Below are 22729 nucleotides of genomic sequence, written 5' to 3' on the forward strand. Positions count from 1 at the left end.
AGGCGGGCGAAGGGGCGCGTGACGGGTCAGGACGGCTGGCCGGTGGCCTCTTCCAGCAGCTCCACCAGGTGGTGGTGCAGCCGGCGGTAGTCCACCGGGGTGATCGTCGACCACGGCGGCCTGCCCTCCGAGGCCCGGCGCATCTGCAGGTAGCGGCCCTGGGGCGTGTCGTAGAACGAGACCACCCGGTCCGGCCGCACCCGCTTGCCCCACTTGTCGCGGGCCGCCGCGCCGAACTGGCCGCGGTGCGTGGCGTCGCGGACCATGTCGGCCAGCGCGTGGGCGTCGTCGGCGCGCAGGCCGCGGGAGCGCAGCTCGGCCTCCAGGTCCTCGGGTGAGGCCGCCGAGGAGGCCGCCGCGTCCAGGTCCGCCGACGGCAGGGTGATGGAGTGGCCCTCCCCGGCCGGCGCGGACGGCAGGACGGTCAGGGCCTCACGGGGCAGCCCGTCGGCCTCCGCGGGGCGCAGCAGGAGCTGGCCGCCGTCGAGGACGGCGAGCACACCGGCCTGGCCCTTGCCGGCCGCCAGCAGGCGGACGCTGCGCTCGTGCAGCCAGAGGCGGGCGTCGATCTCCCGCTGCGGGCGGTTGAGCACGTGCAGCAGGTCTTCCAGGGTCGGGTCCAGCGACCGCGGGCCGCCCAGGCCGCGGGCGCCGAGCTGGCGCCAGACCTGGTCCTCGAGCACGCGGCGTTCCTCGCGGGTCTTGCCCGGTGAGGGCACCTTGAGCACCAGCGGCATCGTCTCCAGGCCGAGGTGCTCCCAGAGGACGTCGAACTCCAGCGCGGAGATGACCACCGGGTCGCGCGTGTCACTCGTCCCGAGGTCCAGGCCCAGCAGCGTCATCAGTCGGTCGTGCTCTCCCCGATCACCGGCAGCGCGTAGCTGCCGATCCCGTAGATGTCATCGCGTTCGCGCAGGTAGTCGGCGGCCTTGTGCTCAAGGTCCTCCTCGTCCTCACCCTTGCGCGGGCCCATGCCGCCGAACGGGTCGTACGACTGCGGCAACGGCACGGAGCGCTGGTGCACGCGGTCGTTGTTCTGCCCGCCGACGGTGCCCAGCGGGCCCATCGACGAACCGTGGGCGCCACCCGCGTTGTTGACCGTCGCGGTGTGGCCGACCATCTGGCCGACGGCCGCCGACGACGACGCGGTCGCGCCCTCCTCCATCTCCTTCACCTCACCGGTGCCGGCCGAGGACGACGAGCGGTTGCCGGTGCGCTGACCGGGCACGGCGCCCGTGGTGCCGACGCCGGCCGCGCCGGTGCCCGCCGGACCGGACGTGCCCGCGGTGCCGGCCTGGCCGGCCGAGGACAGCGACGTCGAACCGGTGCCCCTGCCCGTGGTCGCCGCGGGCGACACGCCCGAGCTGCGGGTCGTGGTGCCCGGAGCGGTGCCGCTGCCGCCACGCGGGGGCGCGGTGGTCGAGCCGCGCGAGCCGGAGCCCGTGCGGGTGCGCGGACCGGTGCCCGTGCCGCCGTGCGGGCCGAAGACCCAGCCACCGGGCGTGTGCACGCCGGGACCGCTGCTCGACGTGATGCCCGAGGCGCTGATCTGCAGCTGCGGCGGCTGGGTGAACTGGCCCAGCGTCGAGGTGTTCGCCGTCGTGGACGACGCGTAGGTGGCCATGACCTCACGGGCGCGGCGCTCCGCGGAGTCCGCTGCCGCCTCCTGCTGCTCGTGGTCGGTCTGGCCGCCGAAGAGGTGCACGATGCCGCTGACCAGCGCGTTCGGCTGCTCCGCCGTCACCTTCACAGGGGCGGGCATGTCGGCGCGGGCCTTGGCGATGTGGTCGGCCTGCAGCTCGGCCGAGTAGCGCATGACGTCGGCTCCGCCGCGGGCGCCGTCGGCCCAGGCGGCGAGCGGGTTCATGCCGGCGGCGGCCTGCTCGGCCGCCCTGCCCTGCCACCGGGCGCCGGACTTCGCGATGCCGCGGTGCAGGTCGTCGTTGATCTCGCTCAGCGCACTGGACACACCGGCCCAGCGCTCGACCGAGGTGTGCGAGGCAGCAGCGCCGGGACCGGCGTGGATGCGCGCGTAGAGTTCCTCGTGGCTGTAGCCCTGCCAGCGGTGCTCCACCATCTCAGCAACCACTCTTCCCCATCAGGCCCGTGTTGTCGCCCTCGACCACGCGGTACTGGCGTTCGATCTGGTTCAGGTTGTCCATCGCCGTCTTCAGCTGCCGCTGGTAGTTCTGCAGCGCCTCGAGGGCGGAGTCGCCGTCGGTGACCGACCGCTCGTTGAACTTCTCCGCTGCCTCGGCGCTGACCGGGTCGCCGGCCCACGGGCGGACCCGGAACTCGGTGACGGCGAGCTCGATCTGCTTGTCGAGCTTCGTCAACGCGGCTGAGAAGGTGCTGCGCAACGCGGGGATCGCGTCCGGCTCCACGTTCAGCTCGTGCTGGACGGGCGGCGAGGAGTCAGCCCCGCTGCGTCCCCCTGGCGGCATGGTGGAACCTCCGGCGGTTGTGCTTGCAAGCGCTCAGCCACTCTAACCACCGAAGGTAACGCTGTGGAGTGCAACGGGTGACTTCCCCCCGTGTGGGTCAGCGCTTCTGGGTCAAACTGGCCATCGCGGCCTCCGCCACCCGCTGGGCCCCGAGACACAAATGATCTTGTTGCGCGCCACTGGAATTGCCGCCGTCGCGGAACATGACGTCGAGGAACTGGCCCTCGGCGACGTCGACCTCGACGTTGCAGACGTCGTCGATCCCGGGTGTGCGGACAGTAATCGCCGCGAACCCCTCGATCGCCCCGATGACGTACTCGACCTGGGCGTTCTCCGAGATCCACACGTCGGCGCCGGAGACCAGGACGAGCGCGAGGCGGGCGACGTTGCCGCTGGTCGTGCTGCGGATCGAGCACGCCTTCGCGCCGTTGAAGCTCGTCTCGACGTACGGGTTCGGCGGGCTGTCCAGGCTCAGCGCCGTGCGCTGGTCGGCGGTCAGCACCGCGCACGGGTCGACCTCGTCCAGCGGGACCGCCAGCGGCCGGGGCGGCAGGGACGGCCTGGTCGCCGAGGACGTGGGCGCCGGCGGCGGGGCACTGCTGTCGCCGGAGCTGCGTTCAGGGCCGGTCGTGCACCCGGTCAGCGCCAGCGCCGGCACCACCACCGCGGCGGTGAGGAGCGCTCGGATCCGCATGGCCGGTCACCGTAGCTGCTCCGGGAAGGGGTCCGTGGCCAGGCGAGACCAGAGCAACATGTCTTCTCGCTGCTCATCGACTATCGCCTCGTCGCGAAGTCGACCCTCCAGGGTGAACCCGCACTTCTCCGCGACGCGCTGCGACGCCTTGTTCGACGCCGCGTGCCGGTAGGCGACCCGGTGCACGCCCAGCCCGCCGAACGCGAACGCGAGCGTCGAGTTCAGCGCGATCGTCAGCACGCCCCGGCCGCGGTGCTCCGGCTGCGTCCAGCAGGTGATCTCGCCGAGCCCGAACTTCAGGTCCAAGTCGCGGATCACCACGCCGGCCAGCAGCTCGGCCGTCGTCGCGTCGCACACCGCCCACGAGACGCGCTGCTCGTAGGTCCAGCCGTTGGTCAGGTAGTCGACGAAGATCTCGGCCGCCGCCTCGTTGTGCAGCCCCATCCTCGGCATGTACCGGCGCGTCTCCTCGTCGGCGAACGCGGCCGTGATCGCCGGGACGTCGTTGATCCGGTCGTCCCGCCGGAACGCCCTCAGGTAGTACTCGCCGGCGTTGATCTCGACTGCTTCCACGCGGGTGAGGCTAGTGCTCCGCGGCGAACCCGTCGTGCCGCTCCGCCAGCTCGTCGAGCTCGTCGCGGTGCGCGGAGGCGGGGGAGCCGTCCGGTGCGGTGGTCAGCTCGACCACCCAGTCCACGTCCTCGGCGTCGTCCTCACCGGCCAGCATGTCCCGGTGCACCCGCACGGGCGCCCAGCCCTCTCCCAGCAGCTCGGTGGCGAGCTCCTCGGCCTCGTCGCGGTCGGGCAGCACCAGCAGCACGGTCGGCGGGATCAGCCCGCGCGTGGCCAGCGCCACCCGCAGCGCCCGCACGTCCGGCACGTGCACGCCGTCCAACCCGGCCGCGGTCGCCGCGACGGCGTTCTCCTCGCTGTCGTCGCAGAACACCGCCGTGGTGCGGCCGAGCTCGTCGAGCACCCGCCGGTAGATCGCGGGGTCCGGCTTCGCGACGCCCAGGCGGGAGGAGTTGAAGACCGCGTCGAACTCCCCGTCGAGCCCGAGCACGGCCAGGTCCGCCTCCAGCCGCGTGGTCGCGTTCGACAGCAGCGCCACGAAGCACTGCCGGCGTGCCAGCCGGGCCAGGTGCAGGGCCTCGGGAACGACCTCACCGCCCGCCGCCCACGCGTCGACCCGTTCGCGGGGGATCGTCCTGGCGATCTCGTCCTGCCACTGCGCGTCGGTGATCTCACCGGTGACGGCCCGGTGCAGCAGACCGGGCTCGAACGCGACGGCGGCGATGTCCGGCGGGGTCGGCGGGTACGCGCGCAGCACCCCGTCGAGGTCGAGCAGCAGCAGCGGTTTCACCGCCGGCGCCCGTTCCACTGCCCCCACAGGATCGCGACGGCGGGGATGAGCAGGAAGATCAGCGGGTTCTTGACGAGCACGAAGAACGCGATCACCACGGCGACCCCGACCACCGGCACCACCGCGCCCTCCCAGCGGCGCGCGGGCACGGCAGAGGGCTGGTCGAACATCGGCGTCGGCACGGCGAACTGCGGCCGCGGGTCCGGCAGGTCGCGGAACTGCGCGAGCAGCTCACCGCGGGTCTTCGCGGTGGTGATCCGCGCGGACCGCTCGCCGTACTCGTCCACGTCGATGCGGCCCGCGCTCATGTGCTCACCGAGCACCTGCAACGCCTGGCTGCGCTCGGTGTCGCCGATGCGGATGTCCCGTGCCGGGTCGCTCACCCCTCAATGGTAGGCGAGCCCCCACCCTGCTTCCCCCGCAGATGCTTGAGCTGTCAGTCCTTCAGCTCGCAGATCACGGTGCCCTGGGTGATCGGGTCACCGGGCGCGGCCGCCAGCCCCGTCACGGTGCCCGCCTTGTGCGCCGTCACCGGGTTCTCCATCTTCATGGCCTCCAGCACCACGATCAGGTCCCCGGCCGCGACGGTCTGCCCGTCCTCCACGGCCACCTTCACGATGGTGCCCTGCATCGGCGCCGCCACCGCGTCACCGGACACCGCCGCCGACCCGCCGCCCGCGCGCTTGGCCTTCGCCGGCTTCTTCACGGCGGCACCACCGGCGGCCGGACGCGCGCCCACCGCGAGGTCACCCGGCAGCGACACCTCCAACCGCCGCCCGCCGACCTCGACCACCACGGTCTGCCGCGGCGCCTCCTCGGCGGCGGCGTCCGCGCCACCGGAGAACGGCGGGATCCGGTTGTCGAACTCCGTCTCGATCCACCGCGTGTGCACGGTGAAGCCCTCGGGCTTCTCGGCGGTGAACGCCGCGTCGCGCACGATCACGCGGTGGAACGGCAGCACGGTCGCCATGCCGTCGACGACCATCTCGTCCAGCGCGCGCCGGGCCCTCGCCAGGGCCTCCTCGCGGGTCTCGCCGGTCACGACCAGCTTGGCCAGCAGCGAGTCGAACTGCCCGCCGATCACGGAACCGCTCTCCACACCGGCGTCCACGCGCACGCCCGGCCCGGACGGCGCCACGAACGTGGTCACGGTGCCCGGCGCCGGCAGGAAGCCGCGGCCGGCGTCCTCACCGTTGATCCGGAACTCGATGGAGTGCGCGCGGGGCGCCGGGTCCTCGGTGTACCGCAGCTTCTCGCCCGCGGCGATGCGGAACTGCTCGCGCACCAGGTCGAGGCCCGTGGTCTCCTCCGACACCGGGTGTTCGACCTGCAGCCGGGTGTTGACCTCCAGGAACGAGATCGACCCGTCGAGGCCCACGAGGTACTCGACGGTGCCGGCGCCGTGGTAGCCGGCCTCCAGGCAGATCGCCTTGGCCGACGAGTGGATCGTGGCGCGCTGCTCGTCGGTCAGGAACGGCGCGGGCGCCTCCTCGACGAGCTTCTGGTGGCGGCGCTGCAGGGAGCAGTCGCGGGTGCCGACGACGATCACGTTGCCGTGCGTGTCCGCGAGCACCTGCGCCTCGACGTGGCGCGGCTTGTCCAGGTACCGCTCGACGAAGCACTCGCCGCGGCCGAACGCCGTGACGGCCTCGCGCACCGCGGAGTCGAACAGCTCGGGGATCTCCTCCAGCGTCCGCGCGACCTTCAGGCCGCGGCCACCGCCGCCGAACGCGGCCTTGATCGCGATCGGCAGGCCGTTCTCCTCGGCGAACGCGATGATCTCGTCGGGGCCGGACACCGGGTCCTTGGTGCCGGGCACCAGCGGCGCGCCGGCGCGCATCGCGATGTGCCGCGCGGTCACCTTGTCGCCGAGGTCGCGGATCGCCTGCGGGGTCGGGCCGACCCAGACCAGGCCCGCGTCCAGCACGGCCTGCGCGAACTCGGCGTTCTCGGACAGGAAGCCGTAACCGGGGTGCACGGAGTCGGCACCGGACTGCGCTGCGGCGGCCAGCACCTTCTCGATCGACAGGTAGCTCTCGCCGGGGGTGTTCCCGCCGAGCGCGAACGCCTCGTCGGCGAGCCGGACGAACGGCGCGTCCCGGTCGGGGTCGGCGTAGACGGCGACGCTCGTCAGCCCGGCGTCCTTGCAGGCGCGGATGACCCGGACGGCGATCTCACCGCGGTTGGCGATGAGGACCTTGCGCAGCGACACGGCGTCGTACCTCCTGCTGGGACCGGCAATTACGGCTCTGGCTGGTGCCGCAGTCTACGGAAACCGGTGAACGGGGAGAGGGAGAGACGGCTCACTTCACATCCATCGTGGGCCCATCCGCCACAATCTGCTCTGTGGGTGCAGCCAGGTCCTCGCGGGTGGTCGCCGTCGTCGCTGCCGCCGTGGTCGTCGCGGGGCTGGTGTTCGCCTACTCCCAGCGTCCCGACCACACCGGTTCGGGCCAGTCCGGCAGCGGCGGGGGAATGCGCTGCGGCACCACCGTCTGCCAGTCCGTCGTCGGCAGGTCGGTCGGCGGCGACATGGTGGAGCTGCTCGGCGGCACCGGTGGCGGGCGGATCAGGGTGACCGGGGAGACCGGCACGTTCATCTTCGAGATGACCACCGCCGAGGCGGGCGCGACGATCACCGCCGACTCGTTGCTGTGCCACGCGTCGGCGGTCAGCGTGTGCCTGGTGCGCGGCCCGCACAACGACGAGGTGCTCGGCGAGGTGCTGGTCCGCAAGAACGGCACGTGGTCGCGCATCCAGACGACGTACCTGGCGAGCGCGGCCTACCTGGGGCTGCACGACGTCGACGAGGACGGCGTCGCGGACATCGTCGCCGCGCAGCTCGCGTGCGGCGGTCAGTGCCGCGACGCGTTCGTGCAGGTGTTCAGCGCACTCGGTCCGGACATCGGCTGCACGCAGGCGGCGCCGGCGCGGGAGCAGCTGCCAGGCTGGCCCGCACCGGCGCCGAGGTTGTCCCAGCTCCGTCCCTGCACCGACGCCTAGGCGTCAGGCGTTGATCAGTTCCTTCTCGGCGGGAGCGCCGTCCTCGATCAGGCCCTCGCTGCGGGCGACCACGACCGGCACGGTGATCTGCCCGGCCACGTTCGTCGCGGTGCGCATCATGTCGAGGATCGGGTCGATCGCGTAGACCACGGCCACACCGGTCGCGATCACCTGCGGCGGCAGGCCGATGACGCCCAGCGTCAGGGTGAGCATCGTGTACCAGCCGGTGGTGCCGGCGGTCGCGAACGCGCCGAACACGGCCACCGCGACGATGCCGACGTACTGCCACACCGAGAGCTGGATGCCGAACAGGTTCGCGATGAAGATCGTCGCGACGGCCGGGTAGACCGCGGCGCAGCCGTCCATCTTGGTGGTGGTGCCCAGCGGCACGGCGAAGTTCGCGTACTCCTGCGAGACGCCGAGGTCCGTGGCTGCCTTGCGGGACAACGGGAGCGTGGCGCCCGACGAGCGGGACACGAACGCGAACTGGATGGCCGTCCACGACTTGCGGAAGAACTCGACCGGCGAGACCTTGCCGACGAACTTCAGCAGCACCGGGTAGACGACGAACAGCACGATCGCGGTGCCGAGGTAGACGGCGACGATCAACGAGAACAGCGGCCGCACGAACGAGTTGCCGTACGTGGCGACGGCGTTGCCGATGAGGCCGAAGATGCCGATCGGGGCCAGCAGGATGATCCAGCCGACGACCTTCTGCACGATGTCGAAGAACGAGCGGACCAGGTTCGTGAACGGCGCGGCCTTGTCGCCGAGCGCGTAGGCCGCGAAGCCGACGAGCACCGCGATGAACACGACCTGCAGCACGTCGCCCTCGGTGAAGGCGCTGAAGATGTTCGACGGGACCAGGTTGTCGAGCAGCGCGCTCCACGAGCCGGACGCGCGCTTGGCGAGCTTGTCGACGGCACCGGCGGCGGGTTCGATCTGCACGCCCTGGCCGGGCTTGAGGACCGCGCCGACGGCGAGGCCGATCAGCACGGCGACCAGCGACGTGATGCCGAACCACAGGAACGTCTTGCCGCCCAGGCGCGCGGCGGTGCGACCGCCGCCGAGGTGCCGCAGCGACGCGATGCCGACGACGATCGCCGTGAACACGAGCGGGATGACGGTGAGCTGGAGCAGCTTGGTGAAGTTGCCGCCGATCCAGGCGAGCACGGGCGCGAGCCACGTGCCCTTCCCGAGCCAGCCGGCCAGCGCGCCGAGGACGAGCGCGGCGAGCACGGTCAGGCCGAAGACCTTGGGTTTGCGGTATGTCTGGACGATCGACACTGGAACATCTCCTGGGCAGGGATGAGCGAAAGGGGGCTGGGGGCGGTCAGCCCGTACAGCCCGTGCTCGTCCTGCGTCCGTGGTCGATGGTCCGACGACGCGTCAAATACTCGTTCACCGCGTACCCCCAACGCGTCCGCTGGGGGCAATCTTCCCTGTTGGGAGGAAGTGTGACCAGGGCTACCAGAGTGTGGACACCGGAACACCCAACCGGCCCAGCAGCCGCCGGGTGAGCGGCAGGCTGATGCCGATCACCGAGGTGTGGTCGCCGTCGATGCCGTCGATGAACCAGCCGCCCAGCCCGTCGATCGTGAAGCCGCCCGCGACGTGCAGCGGCTCACCGGTCGCGAGGTAGGCCTCCAGCTCCTCGGCGGCCGGCGTGCCGAACCGCACGGTCGTCGACTCGGCCGCGGACGCCCGGCCGACCACCTCCCCGCCGGACACCCGCAGCACGGTGTGCCCGGTGATCAGCACACCGCTCTTGCCGGCCACCCGCTGCCACCGCTCCCGCGCGACCTCGACCGTGCCCGGCTTGCCGACCAGCTCGCCCTCGAACAGCAGCATCGAGTCGCAGCCGATCACCACGCACTCGTCGTCGTGCTCGACCGCCTCCGCCTTGGCCGCGGACAGCGCGACCACCGTCTCCTCGGGCGTCGGGTCGGTGAGCGAGGCGACCAGCGCGTCCTCGTCGACACCGGACACGCGGACGACGGGCTCGATGCCCGCCGCCCGCAGCACGCTAAGACGAGCGGGGGACTGGGAGGCCAGGATCAGGTGCACGCCCGGAGTCTGGCACGGGCGGTGCGCTCCCCGGGGGTGTGGTCGCCGGGGTCACGGGCCGGAAGGCCACCGCGGCGACCAGCCCGACCAGGAGCACCGCGATCAGCATCCAGAACGTCGCCCGCACCGCCGTGGTGAAGTCGCCGGTCGCGGCCAGCACCACCTGCAGCACCGCGCCCATCGCGGCGCTGCCCAGCACGTTCCCGAACTGCCGCGAGGTGTTGTAGATGCCCGAACCCGCACCGAGCAGCGACCGGTCGACCGTGCGGATGGAGATGTTCGTGAGCGGCGAGTACACCAGCCCCATGCCGACGCCCAGCGCGACGAGCGAGGGGACCAGCACCCACTGGTTGCCGTCGTGCAGGAGGAACGTCATCGTGCCGATGCTCACCGCCAGCAGCACGAACCCGCTGATCGGCAGCACCTTGGCGTTCGCCCGGTTCGACCAGCGCCCCGCGAAGATCGCCGTGGTGCCGGACATCAGCGACGCCGGCGCCGTGACCAGGCCCGCCATCAGCGGCGACAGCTTCGGCACGGTCTGCAGGAACAGCACCAGCGCCACGAAGAAGGCGGTGACCGTGAACCCGATGGCGATGTTCGCGACGTTGCCGAGCGAGAAGTTGCGGTTGCGGAAGATCCGCAGCGGCAGCAGCGGCTCCGGGTTGCGCGGGGCCGCCTGCCAGAGCACGAACGCCACCAGCACCACCACCCCGGCCACCACGACCTCGGGGATCGTGACCGGTCCCGCGACCCGCCCCCACCCGTAGTGCTCGCCGTTCTGGATGCCGAACACCACGAGCCCGAGCCCCGCGCAGCACAGCACCACGCCCAGCACGTCGAACCGGTGCGCCCGGCCGGGCCGCAGGTCCGGCACCCACAGCGCGAGCAGGACCAGTGCGACCACCCCGATCGGGATGTTCACGAAGAAGATCCACTGCCACCCCAGGTGCGTGACCAGCACACCGCCCAGCAGCGGTCCCGAGACCGTGGCCAGTCCCGCGACCGAGCCCCACGTGCCCAGCGCGGCACCCCGCCGGTCCGCCGGGAACAGGTGCGTGATGAACGCCATCGTCTGCGGCGTCATGGCCGCGGCCCCCAGCCCCTGCACCGCGCGGGCGGCGATGAGCGCCGTGGAGCTGCCCGCGAGCCCGCACGCCAGCGAGGCGAGCACGAACAGCAGCAGCCCGATCAGGTAGAGCCGCTTCGGCCCGTACCGGTCACCGAGCCGGCCGGTCATCAGCAGCGGCACGGCGAACGCCAGCAGGTAGGCGCTGTTCACCCAGATGATGTCGTTCAGCGAGGCACCGAGCCCGGCCTGCATCGAGGGCATCGCGACGTTGACGATCGTGGTGTCCAGCAACGTCATGAAGAAACCGACGCAAAGGGCGTACACGGCACGCCAGGCAGCCCGGTCTGCTGATTGCGTAGGACTACTGATGCGCGCTCTCCTCTTCCGTCGGCACCCTCGGTGGGGTGAAGCGCTGGGTGCTTGTCCTCACCGAACGCGGTCCCGATCGCGAAGGCAAGCGCAGACGGACCGCCGCACTCCTCGTCGCGCTCGGCGCCCTCCTCGGCGCCGGTGCCGTCGGAGGCGTGCTCGCCAGCGATCCCATCGGCTACGGCGTACCCGTCTGGCCGTTCGCCAACCCTGCCGACCGCGCGGAGAACGCGTTGCTGGCACAGGTCGAACCCGCGCTGCGGTCCCGGCAGCCACTGCCCACACAGGACGCACAGGTGCTGCGCACGACCGAGTCGTACGGCAGCGTGTTCTGGACGTTGAAGCTGAGGGTGGACGGTGAGGAACGGTGCCGGGAGGTGGCCGTGGGCCTCGACTTCACGAGCCGCCGCGTTCCCTGCTAGCCAGAAGGCGTCTGCGAGTACCACCGACTGGCAGTCGGTGGTACTCGCAGACGCCGGATCAGCCGGGGAGACCCGAGGCGCGCCACGCCCCCGGCCCGTGCTGCAACGGCCTGCGCACCCGCCGGGCGGGGTTGGCCCACTCCGACCGCGGCGCCGGCGCGTCCTCGACCGGCCCACCCGCGGCCAGCCCGGCCACGACGACCGTCAGCGCCGCCAGCTCGTAGTCGTCCGGCGCGCCCTTGACGACCCGCAGCAACGGCCGTTCGGGAGCGGCCTGCTCGTCCGCGGCGCTCACAGCGGGATGTTCCCGTGCTTCTTGGGCGGCAACGTCTCCCGCTTGTCCCGCAGCATCGACAACGCCCGCGCCACGTACCCGCGCGTGTAGGACGGCGGGATCACCGAGTCGACGTACCCGCGCTCGGCGGCCACGTACGGGTTGCACAGCGCGTCCTCGTACTCCTGCTGCAACCGGCCGCGCAACGCGTCGACGTCCTCACCACCGGCTGCCGCAGCGGCCAGCTTCTTGCGGTGCACGATGTTCGCCGCGCCGGACGCACCCATGACGGCGATCTGCGCGGTGGGCCACGCGAGGTTGATGTCGGCGCCGAGGTGCTTGGAGCCCATGACGTCGTACGCGCCGCCGTAAGCCTTGCGGGTGATGACGGTGACGAGCGGGACGGTGGCCTCGGCGTAGGCGTAGATCAGCTTGGCGCCGCGGCGGATGATGCCGTTCCACTCCTGGTCGGTGCCGGGCAGGAAGCCGGGCACGTCCACGAACGTCAGCACCGGGATGTTGAACGCGTCGCAGGTGCGCACGAACCGCGCGGCCTTCTCGGAGGCGTCGATGTCGAGGCAGCCGGCGAACTGGGTGGGCTGGTTCGCGACGACGCCGACGGAGTGGCCGTCCACGCGGCCGAAGCCGACCAGGATGTTCGGCGCGAACAGCGGCTGGACCTCCAGGAAGTCGCCGTCGTCGAGCACGCGGTTGATGACCTCGTGCATGTCGTACGGCTGGTTCGCGGAGTCCGGGATGAGCGTGTCCAGCGCGCGGTCGTCGTCGGTGATCGAGTCGGAGATCGAGCCGGCGGCCAGGGTGGGCTCGAACGCGGGCGCGTCGGACAGGTTGTTCGACGGCAGGTACGAGAGGAGCTCCTTCACGTACGCGATCGCGTCCTCCTCGTCGCTGCCGAGGTAGTGCGCGTTGCCGGACCTGGTGTTGTGCGTGCGGCCGCCGCCCAGCTCCTCGAACGTCACGTCCTCGCCGGTGACCGTCTTGATGACGTCCGGACCGGTGATGAACATGTGCGAGGTCTGGTCGACCATCACCACGAAGTCGGTCAGCGCGGGGGAGTAGACGTGCCCGCCCGCGTTCGAGCCCATGATCAGCGAGATCTGCGGGATCACGCCGGACGCGCGGACGTTGCGGGTGAAGATCTCGCCGTACAGGCCGAGCGAGACGACGCCCTCCTGGATGCGCGCGCCGCCGCCCTCGTTGATGCCGATGATCGGGCGGCCGGTCTTGATCGCCAGGTCCATGACCTTGACGATCTTCTCGCCGTAGACCTCGCCGAGCGAGCCGCCGAACACCGTGACGTCCTGGGAGAACACGCACACCGGACGGCCGTCGACGGTGCCGTAACCGGTCACCACGCCGTCGCCGTACGGGCGGTTGGTCTCCTGCCCGAAGTTCGTGGAGCGGTGCCGCGCCAGCTCGTCCAGCTCGACGAACGAGCCGGGGTCGAGCAGGAGGTCGATGCGCTCGCGGGCGGTCTTCTTGCCCTTCGCGTGCTGCTTCTCGACCGCGCGCGCCGAGCCGGCGTGGACCGCCTCGTCGTTGCGCCGGTAGAGGTCAACGAGCTTGCCCGCGGTGGTGTGGACGTCGGGAGCGCCTGAAGCGTCGCCGGGGACGCTTCCGATCGGCTCGGTCGCACTGCTCATGGGCTCGCAGCCTAACGAGACCATTGCTGAACTGCCCCGTGCAGTTGTCCAGGTCACGGCAACCTGTTGGTCGTGTTCGATCGCACGTACCCTCTTCCGTTCCAATAGCCTGGCGCGATGGACACCGCACTCGACGCCGAAGCGCTGCGCGCGCGGCTGGTCGCACCCCACGGTCCGTACGCCGCGCTCGACGTCGTGCAGACCACCGCCTCCACGAACGCGGACCTCACCGCCGCCGCCGTCGCGGGCGCGCGGGACCGCTCCGTGCTGATCGCGCTGGAGCAGAGCGCGGGGCAGGGCCGGCGCGGGCGCAGCTGGTCGTCGCCGGAGGGCGGGCTGTACGTCAGCGTGCTGTTCCGGCCGGCGGACGTGCCGGCGCAGCGGCTGCCGTGGCTGAACCTCATCGCCGGGCTGGCGCTCGTGCGGGTGGCCCACTCGACCGGGGTCGAGGCGGCGCTGAAGTGGCCCAACGACCTGCTGCTCGGCGCCAAGGGCGAGAAGGGCGCCGGAATCCTGTCCGAGATCACCGCGGGTGTGGAGCCGGCCGTCGTGGTCGGCATCGGCCTGAACGTCGCGGCCCTGCCGGACGACGTGCAGCCCGCGCCGGGTGGGCTGGCCCCGACGTCGCTGGCCGACGTGGGCGCGAGCGAGCTGGACCGCGGCGAGCTGGCCTTCCGGTTGCTCGTCGAGCTGGCGGGGCTGGAAGGCGTGTGGCGCAAGAACGGTGGCGACGCCGTGGAGTCCGGTGTGCTGGAGGAGTACCAGGAGCACTGCGCGACCGTCGGGCAACGCGTGCGCGTCGAGCTCGCCGGTGGCGTGCAGCTCGAAGGCACGGCCCAGCGGATCGAGCCCGACGGCACCCTCGTCGTGCGCGGCACCGACGGCGTCGACCACGGCGTGTCCGCTGGTGACGTGGTGCATTTGCGCCCTGCGTAGCTAGGGTTGTCCCATGGCCTACCCCGACGACCTGCTGAGCTCCGGCGAGCACGTCGTGATCCACCGGCGCCCGCACTGGAAGGTGCTGGTCCTCCCGGTGTTCTGGCTGCTGGTGGTGGTCGTGCTCGGCACGTACCTGGCCGGGCTCGTCGGTGACCTGTCGTGGGCGGGCATCGCCTGGACCGTGCTGGCGGTCGTCGCGCTGCTGCTGGTCGTCGGGCTGACGCTCGTGCCGCTGGCCCGCTGGCGGACGACCCACCTCGTGATCACCTCGGACCGGGTGATCTACCGCGAGGGCGTGGTCAAGCGCACCGGCCTGGACATCCCGCTGTCGCGGGTGAACAGCGTCCGGTTCGAGCAGAGCCTCGTCGACCGCGTGCTCGGCTGCGGCACCCTGGTCGTCGAGTCGGCGTCGGACGCGCCGATCCCGATCGACGACGTACCGTCCGTGGAGAAGGTGCACACCTTGCTGTACCGCGAGATGAACGACAACCCCGAAGACGACTTCGAGCAGAGGACCATCAATGGGCGCGCGTGAGGTCGGCCTGCCCGACGTGGTCGGCTCCGGTTCGCTGCCGTCGTCGGTGACGATCTGGGAGGTCGGCGCGCGGGACGGCCTGCAGAACGAGTCCGCGGTCGTGCCGGTCGAGGTGAAGATCGAGTTCCTCGACCGCCTGGCGACCGCCGGTCTGTCCGTCCTGGAAGCCACGTCCTTCGTGCACCCGAAGTGGGTGCCGCAGCTGGCCGACGCCGCCGAGCTGCTGGCCGGCCTCGACCGCAGGGCCGGGGTCACCTACCCGGTGCTGGTGCCGAACGAGCGCGGCCTCGACCGCGCACTGGAGGCCGGCGTCACGCACATCGCGATCTTCGCGTCGGCCACCGAGACGTTCGCCTCGCGCAACCTGAACCGGACGCTGGACTCGCAGTTCGAGATGTTCGAGCCGACGGTGACCCGTGCGCTGGCGGCGGGCCTGTCGGTGCGCGGGTACGTGTCGATGTGCTTCGGCGACCCGTGGGAGGGCGCGGTGCCCCGTTCCCAGGTCGTGGCCGTCGGCGAACGGCTGCTGGACCTGGGCTGCTCGCAGCTCTCGCTCGGCGACACGATCGGTGTCGCCACGCCGGGCCAGGTCGAGGCGCTGCTGGGCGAGTTCAGCGACGTCTCCCGGCTCGCCGTGCACTTCCACGACACCTACGGCCAGGCGCTGTCGAACACGCTGGCCGCGTTGCGGTGCGGCGTCACGACCGTGGACTCGTCGGCCGGTGGGCTCGGCGGGTGCCCGTACGCGGAGTCGGCGACCGGGAACCTCGCCACCGAGGACCTGGTGTGGATGCTGGACGGGCTGGGCGTGAAGACCGGCGTGGACCTCGACAAGCTGGTCGAGACGTCGGTGTGGATGGCGGAACGGCTCGGGCGGCCGAGCCCGTCGCGGGTCGTGCGGGCGCTGGCGGGGTAGCGGGTCCGGTCAGCCGCGGGTGCCGAACATCCCCGTCGACTCGAACCGGTAGACCAGCTCGCCGCCGCGCAGGGCCGACCCGCGCATCTCCACGAGCCCGAGCCCCGGCCGGCTCTTCGACAGCCGCGCGCCGAGGACCTCGACCTCGAACGCGAGCCGGTCGCCCGCGAACACCGGCGCGAGCCAGCGCAGCTCCCGCACCCCCGGCGAGCCCTGCCCGGTGGAGTTCGAGAGGACCTTGTCGACGTAGACGCGCATCCAGAGGGACGCTGTGTACCAGCCGGAAGCGGACAACCCACCGAAAATCGAGTCGCGGCCAGCCTCTTCGTCCAGGTGGAACGGCTGCGGGTCGAACTTCCGGGCGAAGTCGACCATCTCGTCCCGGTCGACGACCACCTCGCCGAGCGGGATGATTCGGCCTGCCGGCAGATCCTCGAAGGCGAACACGTCGTTGATCGTACGTAACTGAAGTCGCCGGGAACCGATCTAATGGCAACGGCGTCCAAGCAGCCCGAGCCCAGGGCTATGCGTGTGAGGGGGACTCGGTGGACGACCACCGTGCGCAGGTCGAGGAGCTGATGGCCGACTACCGGCGCAGCCGCGAGCAGCTGGCGTCCGTTCAGCGCGAGCTGGCGACCGTGGCCGGGCGGGCGAGCAGTCCGGACGGGACGGTCACGGCGACGGTGGGCGGCCGCGGCGAGCTCACGGCGCTGGAACTGTCCGAGGTGGCCTACCGGCGGCACCGGCCGGAGCAGCTCGCCGAGCTGGTCGTGCGCACCGTGGCCGCCGCTGCCGCGCAGGCCGCCGAGGGCACCTACCAGGCGTTGAGCGCCGTGCTGCCCGCCGCCACGGACCCCGCGGCGCTGGTCGCGGGCACCGCGGACCTCAAGCCGGACGAGTACGGGCTCGACGACAACCGGGCGGTCCTGGGTCAGCAGCCCGCGCGCCGGCGCGTGGACGACGACGAGGACAACGAGCAGCGCGAGAGCTGGCTCGACTCCGAGCTCATCAACAGGAGGGCGCGATGACCGGGTACGACGCCGATCTGGGCCGGCTCGACGCCGGTGCCGGCGAGCTGCGCGGGTTCGCCGCGCAGGCCGGTGAGGTCACGGGTGCGCTCGAGAAGACGCTGTCGGCGCTCGGTGCCTGCTGGGGCGACGACGCGGCCGGGCGCAGCTTCGCCGACTCGCACGTGGGTCCCGCGAACTCCACGGCCGCGGCGCTGACCTCGGTCGCGACCACGTTCGGCGGCGTCGGCGACAAGTTCGCCAAGACCGCGGAGACGTACCGGCACGTCGAGGAGAGCAACGCGACCGCGATGAGAAGGTTGGACGGCTGACATGGGCATCGAGCTTCCCGCCGAACTCGCCGAGGTCGCCGCCAAGGCAGGCGTCTCGTGGCCCAAGGCGGACGAGGACAAGCTGCGCGCCAGTGCCACGGCCTGGCGCGAGGCCGGCGACAAGATCACCCGGCTGGGTGCCTCCGCCGACGGCGCCGCCGGCCGCGCGTTCGAGAGCCTGCACGGCGCGACCGGTGACGCCGCACGCGGCACGTGGTCCAAGGTCGTGGCACCCGACGGCGACCTCCAGCGCGCCGCGAAGGGCTGCCACGCCGCCGCCGCGCGCCTCGACCACGCCGCCAAGCAGGTCGGTGCCGCCAAGGTCGAGATCGTCCGCGAGCTCGTGACGCTCGCGAAGAACAACGACGCCGCCAAGGCCGCCGCCGGCACCGGCAACCAGACCGCGCTGCTCGGCCTCGAGACGCTGATCCGCGGCGCCGCGGCCAACGTCGCGAACCTGACCAACACCCTGACCTCCGCCATCCGCCTGGACAGCGGGGTCGACATGGGCCAGGCCGGCCAGCCGGTCAACACCGCGCCCGGCTCCCACGGCCCCGGCCTGAACCTCGGTGGCGCTCCCGGCGGTCTGCTCGGCGGCGTCCTCGCGCCCGTCGGCGAGGTCGTCACCGGTGTCACCGCCCCGGTCGCCGAGGTCGTGTCCGGCGTGACCGCGCCCGTGGCCCCCGTGGTCGGCGCGGTGACGGCACCGGTCGCACCCGTGCTCGGCGCGGTCACCGCCCCGGTCGCCCCGGTGGTCGGCGCCGTGACCGACGTCGCCGCACCCGTCCTCGACGCAGCGGCCCCGGTCACCGCACCGGCCGCCGCCGTCGTGGCGCCCGTCCTCGACGCGGTCCCCGGTGGCCGCGAGGCCGCCGCACCGGTCCTCGACGCGGTCGACGGCCCCGGTGACGGGCACGGCCGCGGTGAGGGTCGCGGTGAGGGCCACGGTCCCGCCCAGGGTGGGGGCCAGGGTCCTGCCGACGGTCCCGGCCGCGGTGGCGAAGGCCCCGGCCGCGGCCAGGGCCCGCAGGTCCTGCCGCAGGTGCTCGGCCCGGTCGCCGACGTCGTCGCCCCGGTCGCGCAGCACGCCGCCGACGCCATCCCGAGTGTCCACGGCAGCCTCGGCCCCGTCGCCGAGGGCACCACGCAGGCCGCGGGTGCCGCGGTCCTCGACCGCCCGTTCACGCCCGATCTGCACAACCAGCCCGCGGCCCCGCAGACCGGTGCCCCGAGCGCTCCGAACGCACCCGCCGGCCCGGGGATGAGCGGCCCGTCCGGCCCGATCGGCGGACCCGCCGGTGGTGTCGGTGGCGCGGTGGGTGGTGCCGCCGGTGCCGCCGGTGCCGTCGGCGCGGCTCCGGCCGCGGCGGCCCACGCGGGCGCCGCGGTCGCCGGTCAGCAGGGCCAGGCCGGTGCGACCGGCCAGGGCCAGCAGGGTCAGGGCCAGCAGGGTGCCAAGGTCGGCGCTCAGCCCGGTGCCCAGGCCGCAGCCCAGGGCACGGCTCAGCCGGGTGCCCAGTCCGGCCCCGGCGCGCAGTCCGGTCCGGGTGCGCAGTCCGCGGCGGGCAAGGCGGGTGCGCCCGGCGCGGCAGGTGCCGCGGGTGCGGCGGGCCAGGCCTTCGGCAACCAGCCGGGCCAGCTCGGCACCCAGACCGGCCAGAGCGGTCCCGGCCAGTCCGGCCAATCCAGCCAGTCCGGTCAGTCCGGTCAGGGCCAGCCCGGTGCCAAGGACGGCCTCACCAAGGACGGCCTCGCCAAGGACCCGGCGAAGGACGCCCTGCTCAAGGACGGCCTGCCCGACCCGGCCGACGACGCGCCCGGCGGTGCCGCGACCGGTGGCTCCACCGCACCGAACCCCGGCGACACCCTCGTCTCGGCCCCGGTGGCCCCCGGCGTGGACCTCGGCCAGCAGTCGAGCCCGATCGCCGACCGCCTGGAGAACCGCGACCAGTCGCAGGCACTGGCCGGTGCGCCCGGCATCGCCTACGACATCGCCCGCCACGCTTACACGGCGGCCGCGGTCGGCAGCTGGTTCATGGCGGTCTTCCTCAGCGCGGGCCAGCCCCCGCGACTGGCCCCGAAGCCCGCACGCCAGCTGCCCGCGCCGAAGCAGGAGGAGACCGAGCCGGTCGCCCGGTTCGCCCCGCAGGACCACCCGCGGGCGGACCTGGTCGACCCGTCCACCCCGCGGCCGTTCGAGCCGACCGGTGGGCTCGGCGCGGACCACCCGGTCGTGCAGGCCCTGCTGGAGGGCTACGACCCGTTGGCGGGCATGCACGAACGCGACTGGGACGCCCTCTTCCTCACCGAGGACGGCGAGCCGAGGTGGCCCGCCGAACGCGAGGGCGGCTACGAGGCCAGCCGGCCGGAGGTGCTCCAGGCGGGCGCGGAGCTCGACCGGTTCGGCACGCCGGAGGGCCGGGTCCTGAGCACCGCGGGCACGCCGTACGCGGAGCGGTCCCTGCCCCCGCACAGCGCCGGACAGGGCTACCGCCGCTACCGGGTCGTCCGCGACCTGCCCGTCCACCGCACGATCAGCGCACCCTGGTTCGGCCAGCCCGGCGGCGGCGCGCGGTACCGCACCACCCACCCGGTCGCCGACCTCGTCGCGCTCGGCTACCTCACGGAGATCACCGCATGAACGTCGAGACGCTGCCCGAGTGGCTGACCAGGATCGGTGTGCCGGACGACGTCGTCAGCATCGGCGAGGAGGCGGACCAGCGCTGGTGCGTCCTCACCGAGGACGGCTACGAGGTGTTCTGGCAGGAGCAGGGCAACCGGTACGACTGGGCCAGGTTCGACGACGAGAGCGTGGCGTGCCACTACCTCTTCGGCCGCCTCGCCTGGGCCCAGGTCGCACGCGGAACCCTCACGGCGCCAACAGCGTGAGAGCGGCCTCGTGCAGGTGGCCGTTCGACGTCAGCACGTTGCCGGCGTCGTAGCGCTCCTCACCCTCCAGTGAGGTGAAGCGGCCACCCGCCTCGGTCACCAGCACCTGGAACGGCGCGATGTCCCACGGGTTCGCGACCGCTTCCGGGGCCAGGTCGATCGCACCCTCGGCGACCAGGCAGTGCTGGTAGAAGTCGCCGAACGCGCGGCTCTCCCAGGTGGCGTCGACCAGCCGCAGGTACGACTCGCGGGTGCGGTACCGCACCCACGTCTTGAGGTCGGTCGTCGAGACGTAGGCGTCCTCCAGCTCCCGCACCCCGGACACGGAGATCGCCCGCTCACCGGCGGCGTCGGAGGCGAACGCGCCCCCGCCCGCGGCGGCCCACCAGCGGCGGCCCAGCGCGGGGGACGACACGACGCCCACGACCGGTACACCGTCGACGACCAGGGCGATCAGCGTTGCCCAGATCGGCACGCCGCGCAGGAAGTTCTTGGTGCCGTCGATCGGGTCGAGCACCCAGACCCGTGCGGCGTCCAGCGTGCCGCCGCGTTCCTCGCCCATGACGACGTCGTCGGGGCGTTCGGCGGTGAGCAGCGCGCGGACGGCGTCCTCGACGGCGATGTCGGCGTCGGTCACGGGGGTGCGGTCCGGTTTGCGCTCCACGGCGAGGTCGTGGGAGCGGAACCGGGTGGCGGTGATCGCGTCGGCGGCGTCGGCGAGGCGCAGGGCGAGTTCGAGATCAGCATCGTGGCGTGACACGCGGCGATCGTTCCACGAATAGTCTGATTGCCGTGAGCGTGGTGTTGCTGGCCGAGGACGACCCGGCCATCGCGGAACCGCTCTCCCGCGCGTTGACGCGGGAGGGCTATTCGGTGCAGGTCGTCGGGGACGGGCCGAGCGCCTTCGACGCCGCGATCACCGGGGGCATCGACCTCCTGGTGCTCGACCTGGGACTGCCCGGCATGGACGGGTTGGAGGTGTGCCGCAGACTCCGGCAGAACGGCAGGGGCATCCCGGTGCTGATGCTCACGGCCCGTGCCGACGAGGTCGACTTCGTGGTCGGCCTGGACGCGGGCGCGGACGACTACGTGGCCAAGCCGTTCCGCTTGGCGGAGCTGATGGCCCGCATCCGCGCCCTGCTGCGCCGCCGCGCGCCCGGCACGCTGGAGGTCAACGGCGTGCGGGTCGACCTGGCCGCGCGCAGGGTGACCGTCGACGGCGGGGAGGTCCAGCTGGCGAACAAGGAGTTCGAGCTGCTCAAGGTGCTGATCCAGCGCGCTGGTCAGGTCGTGAGCCGCGACGAGATCCTCTCCGAGGTCTGGAACGACCCGGACCTCAAGGGCAGCAAGACGCTCGACATGCACATGTCGTGGCTGCGGCGGAAGCTCGGCGACGGCACCCCGAACTCCGCGGAGAAGCGCATCGCGACCGTGCGCGGCCGCGGTTTCCGCTTCAACGCCGACTGATGCGCCGCCGGATCCTGCGGGCGATCCTGCTCGCCGTCGCCGTCACCGGGTTCGTGCTCGGCCTCCCGCTGGGTTACTCGGCGCTGACGCTCGTCGAGGACAGCGCCCGCGGTGACCTCACCGAACGCGCCCAGAGCATCGCGACCAAGCTCGACGACCAGATCGCCGGCCGGCAGGTCCTGGACGTCGAGGCCGTGAAGTTCGCCGTTCCCACCGGTGGCCGCCTCACCGTGGTGTCCGGGGGCGCGACGACCGTGACGGGTCCGTCGCCCGGTGCCGACCCGCTGACCGTCGAGCTGACGATCGCCCAGCAGGGCACCGTGCGGCTGGAGATCCCCTCCGGTCCCATGCACACCACGCAGTACCAGGTGGCGGGCCTGGTGCTGCTGCTGCTCGCGCTCTCCGTCGGCACCGGCACGGTCGTCGCGCTGGTGACGGCGCAGACGTTGTCGCGGCCCCTCATCTACGTCGCGACCCGTGCGTCCCGCCTCGGTGCCGGCGACTTCCGCGAGGACGGCCAGCGCTTCGGCATCCCCGAGCTCGACGCCGTCTCCGAGGCCCTCGACACCTCCGCCACCGCCCTCGCCCGCCTCGTCCAACGCGAACGTGAGCTCGTCGGTGACGTCTCCCACCAGCTCCGCAGCCGCCTGACGGCACTGCAGCTGCGCCTGGAGGCCCTTGCCGAGCACCCGGAACCCGACACGGCCGCCGAGGCCCGTGCCGCCCTCGAACAGGCCGAACGCCTGGCCGCCGTCCTCGACGAGCTCCTCGCCGCCGCCCGCGCCGCCCGTGCCGTGGATGCGGAACCGCTGGAGATGCGCCCCGCCCTGACCGCCATCGCCGAGGAATGGCGTGAACAGGTCAAGAGCCAGGGCCGTGCGTTGCGCGTCCGTGTGCCCGATGGCCTGCTCGCGCGCGCCACGCCCGCCCGTCTGCGCGAGGCCATCGGCGTGCTGCTCGACAACGCCCTGCGCCACGGCGAGGGTTCCGTCGTCGTCTCCGCGCGAGGGGAGGAGGGCACGGTCGTGGTCGAGGTGTCCGACGGCGGCGCCGGTGTGCCGGATGAGCTGGCCGCGCACATCTTCGAGCGTGGCGTGTCCGGCGGTGGCTCCACGGGCGTGGGCCTGGCGCTGGCCCGCGCGCTCGTCGACGCGGACGGCGGGCGGCTGGAGCTGTCGACGGCACGGCCCGCGACGTTCGCGGTGTTCCTGCCGGTCCCGAAGGCCAAGGACGTGGTCGGCATCCCCTGGAAGGCGCCGAGCACGCCCCGGTAGC

Annotated in this window: 26 protein-coding genes; 11 read left to right on the forward strand and 15 right to left on the reverse strand. The window is 72.5% G+C overall.

The window, feature by feature from the left end; translation table 11 throughout:
• Window positions 1-26: 26 nt before the first annotated feature.
• The 8 genes from ACZ7CD_RS22800 to ACZ7CD_RS22835 form a co-directional block, all read right to left on the reverse strand.
• Entirely contained in the window at window positions 27-842 is an 816-nt protein-coding gene (locus ACZ7CD_RS22800) for an ESX secretion-associated protein EspG (protein WP_470379639.1), read from the reverse strand.
• On the reverse strand, window positions 842-2077 hold the full coding sequence (locus ACZ7CD_RS22805; RefSeq protein WP_360401687.1) for a PPE domain-containing protein: 1236 nt from the start codon (window positions 2075-2077) through the stop codon (window positions 842-844). The genes ACZ7CD_RS22800 and ACZ7CD_RS22805 overlap by 1 nt, the downstream gene beginning before the upstream one ends.
• Window position 2078: 1 nt before the next feature.
• The gene (locus tag ACZ7CD_RS22810) at window positions 2079-2444 is read right to left on the reverse strand and encodes a transcriptional regulator (protein ID WP_360401690.1); all 366 of its coding nucleotides are present in this window, start codon (window positions 2442-2444) and stop codon (window positions 2079-2081) included.
• A 97-nt stretch (window positions 2445-2541) separates the two neighbouring features.
• Entirely contained in the window at window positions 2542-3138 is a 597-nt protein-coding gene (locus tag ACZ7CD_RS22815) for a DUF3558 domain-containing protein (protein ID WP_458430283.1), read from the reverse strand.
• Window positions 3139-3144: 6 nt separating this feature from the next.
• Window positions 3145-3711 (reverse strand): GNAT family N-acetyltransferase, encoded by a 567-nt coding sequence (locus ACZ7CD_RS22820; RefSeq protein ID WP_360401696.1) that lies wholly within the window; start codon window positions 3709-3711, stop codon window positions 3145-3147.
• A 10-nt stretch (window positions 3712-3721) separates the two neighbouring features.
• Window positions 3722-4501, reverse strand: a complete 780-nt coding sequence (locus ACZ7CD_RS22825) for an HAD-IA family hydrolase (protein ID WP_470370110.1) — start codon at window positions 4499-4501, stop codon at window positions 3722-3724.
• Window positions 4498-4884, reverse strand: coding sequence for a DUF1707 SHOCT-like domain-containing protein (locus ACZ7CD_RS22830; RefSeq protein WP_360401702.1), 387 nt, complete (start codon window positions 4882-4884; stop codon window positions 4498-4500). Before ACZ7CD_RS22830 ends, ACZ7CD_RS22825 begins: the two co-directional genes overlap by 4 nt.
• 53 nt (window positions 4885-4937) lie before the next feature.
• Complete coding sequence (locus ACZ7CD_RS22835) at window positions 4938-6713, reverse strand: acetyl/propionyl/methylcrotonyl-CoA carboxylase subunit alpha (protein WP_360401705.1); 1776 nt, start codon at window positions 6711-6713, stop codon at window positions 4938-4940.
• 134 nt (window positions 6714-6847) lie between these two features.
• On the opposite strand from ACZ7CD_RS22835, the gene ACZ7CD_RS22840 reads away from it, so the two are divergent.
• Window positions 6848-7504: a hypothetical protein gene (locus ACZ7CD_RS22840; protein ID WP_360401708.1), complete on the forward strand. Its 657-nt coding sequence runs from the start codon at window positions 6848-6850 to the stop codon at window positions 7502-7504.
• A gap of 3 nt (window positions 7505-7507) precedes the next feature.
• Here ACZ7CD_RS22840 and ACZ7CD_RS22845 read toward each other — a convergent pair whose 3' ends face one another.
• The 3 genes from ACZ7CD_RS22845 to ACZ7CD_RS22855 form a co-directional block, all read right to left on the reverse strand.
• Window positions 7508-8791: a dicarboxylate/amino acid:cation symporter gene (locus ACZ7CD_RS22845; RefSeq protein ID WP_360401711.1), complete on the reverse strand. Its 1284-nt coding sequence runs from the start codon at window positions 8789-8791 to the stop codon at window positions 7508-7510.
• A 180-nt stretch (window positions 8792-8971) separates the two neighbouring features.
• The gene (locus ACZ7CD_RS22850; RefSeq protein WP_360401714.1) at window positions 8972-9571 is read right to left on the reverse strand and encodes a Maf family protein; all 600 of its coding nucleotides are present in this window, start codon (window positions 9569-9571) and stop codon (window positions 8972-8974) included.
• A complete protein-coding gene (locus ACZ7CD_RS22855) occupies window positions 9531-10964 on the reverse strand; it encodes an MFS transporter (protein WP_458430287.1) in 1434 nt (477 codons plus the stop codon). Before ACZ7CD_RS22855 ends, ACZ7CD_RS22850 begins: the two co-directional genes overlap by 41 nt.
• Before the next feature lie 80 nt (window positions 10965-11044).
• On the opposite strand from ACZ7CD_RS22855, the gene ACZ7CD_RS22860 reads away from it, so the two are divergent.
• Window positions 11045-11431, forward strand: coding sequence for a hypothetical protein (locus ACZ7CD_RS22860; protein WP_360401720.1), 387 nt, complete (start codon window positions 11045-11047; stop codon window positions 11429-11431).
• 58 nt (window positions 11432-11489) lie between these two features.
• Here ACZ7CD_RS22860 and ACZ7CD_RS22865 read toward each other — a convergent pair whose 3' ends face one another.
• The gene (locus tag ACZ7CD_RS22865) at window positions 11490-11726 is read right to left on the reverse strand and encodes an acyl-CoA carboxylase subunit epsilon (protein WP_360394872.1); all 237 of its coding nucleotides are present in this window, start codon (window positions 11724-11726) and stop codon (window positions 11490-11492) included.
• Entirely contained in the window at window positions 11723-13369 is a 1647-nt protein-coding gene (locus tag ACZ7CD_RS22870; RefSeq protein WP_360394875.1) for an acyl-CoA carboxylase subunit beta, read from the reverse strand. Before ACZ7CD_RS22870 ends, ACZ7CD_RS22865 begins: the two co-directional genes overlap by 4 nt.
• Window positions 13370-13486: 117 nt before the next feature.
• Here ACZ7CD_RS22870 and ACZ7CD_RS22875 point away from each other — a divergent pair, with 117 nt between their 5' ends.
• From ACZ7CD_RS22875 to ACZ7CD_RS22885, 3 genes are read left to right on the forward strand one after another with little or no spacing between them, the layout of a single operon-like run.
• A complete protein-coding gene (locus ACZ7CD_RS22875) occupies window positions 13487-14305 on the forward strand; it encodes a biotin--[acetyl-CoA-carboxylase] ligase (RefSeq protein ID WP_360394877.1) in 819 nt (272 codons plus the stop codon).
• Between the two features lie 13 nt (window positions 14306-14318).
• Window positions 14319-14843: a PH domain-containing protein gene (locus ACZ7CD_RS22880; protein ID WP_360394880.1), complete on the forward strand. Its 525-nt coding sequence runs from the start codon at window positions 14319-14321 to the stop codon at window positions 14841-14843.
• Window positions 14830-15759, forward strand: a complete 930-nt coding sequence (locus tag ACZ7CD_RS22885) for a hydroxymethylglutaryl-CoA lyase (protein ID WP_470370115.1) — start codon at window positions 14830-14832, stop codon at window positions 15757-15759. Before ACZ7CD_RS22880 ends, ACZ7CD_RS22885 begins: the two co-directional genes overlap by 14 nt.
• Before the next feature lie 9 nt (window positions 15760-15768).
• Here the strand turns inward: ACZ7CD_RS22885 and ACZ7CD_RS22890 are convergent, their stop codons facing one another.
• On the reverse strand, window positions 15769-16206 hold the full coding sequence (locus tag ACZ7CD_RS22890; protein WP_360394885.1) for a MaoC family dehydratase: 438 nt from the start codon (window positions 16204-16206) through the stop codon (window positions 15769-15771).
• A 98-nt stretch (window positions 16207-16304) separates the two neighbouring features.
• Here ACZ7CD_RS22890 and ACZ7CD_RS22895 point away from each other — a divergent pair, with 98 nt between their 5' ends.
• From ACZ7CD_RS22895 to ACZ7CD_RS22910, 4 genes are read left to right on the forward strand one after another with little or no spacing between them, the layout of a single operon-like run.
• Window positions 16305-16787, forward strand: coding sequence for a YbaB/EbfC family nucleoid-associated protein (locus ACZ7CD_RS22895; RefSeq protein WP_458430290.1), 483 nt, complete (start codon window positions 16305-16307; stop codon window positions 16785-16787).
• Window positions 16784-17098 carry a WXG100 family type VII secretion target gene (locus ACZ7CD_RS22900; RefSeq protein ID WP_360394889.1) on the forward strand — a complete coding sequence of 105 codons (315 nt, stop codon included), beginning with the start codon at window positions 16784-16786 and terminating at the stop codon, window positions 17096-17098. The genes ACZ7CD_RS22895 and ACZ7CD_RS22900 overlap by 4 nt, the downstream gene beginning before the upstream one ends.
• A gap of 1 nt (window position 17099) precedes the next feature.
• The gene (locus ACZ7CD_RS22905; protein ID WP_470379640.1) at window positions 17100-19739 is read left to right on the forward strand and encodes a TNT domain-containing protein; all 2640 of its coding nucleotides are present in this window, start codon (window positions 17100-17102) and stop codon (window positions 19737-19739) included.
• Window positions 19736-19987 (forward strand): hypothetical protein, encoded by a 252-nt coding sequence (locus ACZ7CD_RS22910; protein ID WP_360394894.1) that lies wholly within the window; start codon window positions 19736-19738, stop codon window positions 19985-19987. Before ACZ7CD_RS22905 ends, ACZ7CD_RS22910 begins: the two co-directional genes overlap by 4 nt.
• Here ACZ7CD_RS22910 and hisN read toward each other — a convergent pair.
• The gene (hisN, locus tag ACZ7CD_RS22915; protein WP_360394896.1) at window positions 19968-20747 is read right to left on the reverse strand and encodes a histidinol-phosphatase; all 780 of its coding nucleotides are present in this window, start codon (window positions 20745-20747) and stop codon (window positions 19968-19970) included. The two genes, ACZ7CD_RS22910 and hisN, sit on opposite strands and share 20 nt — an antisense overlap.
• Before the next feature lie 32 nt (window positions 20748-20779).
• Here hisN and ACZ7CD_RS22920 point away from each other — a divergent pair, with 32 nt between their 5' ends.
• A complete protein-coding gene (locus tag ACZ7CD_RS22920) occupies window positions 20780-21454 on the forward strand; it encodes a response regulator transcription factor (RefSeq protein WP_360394899.1) in 675 nt (224 codons plus the stop codon).
• The gene (locus tag ACZ7CD_RS22925) at window positions 21454-22728 is read left to right on the forward strand and encodes an ATP-binding protein (protein WP_458430292.1); all 1275 of its coding nucleotides are present in this window, start codon (window positions 21454-21456) and stop codon (window positions 22726-22728) included. Before ACZ7CD_RS22920 ends, ACZ7CD_RS22925 begins: the two co-directional genes overlap by 1 nt.
• The last annotated feature ends 1 nt before the right edge of the window (window position 22729 follow it).

Source organism: Lentzea sp. NPDC036949, from assembly GCF_055608075.1.

Coding starts and splice junctions, on each gene's coding strand:
- ACZ7CD_RS22800 (WP_470379639.1), bottom strand. CDS start 842: ATGACGCTGCTGGGCCTGGACCTCGGGACGAGTGACACGCGCGACCCG.
- ACZ7CD_RS22805 (WP_360401687.1), bottom strand. CDS start 2,077: ATGGTGGAGCACCGCTGGCAGGGCTACAGCCACGAGGAACTCTACGCG.
- ACZ7CD_RS22810 (WP_360401690.1), bottom strand. CDS start 2,444: ATGCCGCCAGGGGGACGCAGCGGGGCTGACTCCTCGCCGCCCGTCCAG.
- ACZ7CD_RS22815 (WP_458430283.1), bottom strand. CDS start 3,138: ATGCGGATCCGAGCGCTCCTCACCGCCGCGGTGGTGGTGCCGGCGCTG.
- ACZ7CD_RS22870 (WP_360394875.1), bottom strand. CDS start 13,369: ATGAGCAGTGCGACCGAGCCGATCGGAAGCGTCCCCGGCGACGCTTCA.
- ACZ7CD_RS22875 (WP_360394877.1), top strand. CDS start 13,487: ATGGACACCGCACTCGACGCCGAAGCGCTGCGCGCGCGGCTGGTCGCA.
- ACZ7CD_RS22880 (WP_360394880.1), top strand. CDS start 14,319: ATGGCCTACCCCGACGACCTGCTGAGCTCCGGCGAGCACGTCGTGATC.
- ACZ7CD_RS22885 (WP_470370115.1), top strand. CDS start 14,830: ATGGGCGCGCGTGAGGTCGGCCTGCCCGACGTGGTCGGCTCCGGTTCG.
- ACZ7CD_RS22900 (WP_360394889.1), top strand. CDS start 16,784: ATGACCGGGTACGACGCCGATCTGGGCCGGCTCGACGCCGGTGCCGGC.
- ACZ7CD_RS22905 (WP_470379640.1), top strand. CDS start 17,100: ATGGGCATCGAGCTTCCCGCCGAACTCGCCGAGGTCGCCGCCAAGGCA.
- ACZ7CD_RS22910 (WP_360394894.1), top strand. CDS start 19,736: ATGAACGTCGAGACGCTGCCCGAGTGGCTGACCAGGATCGGTGTGCCG.
- ACZ7CD_RS22925 (WP_458430292.1), top strand. CDS start 21,454: ATGCGCCGCCGGATCCTGCGGGCGATCCTGCTCGCCGTCGCCGTCACC.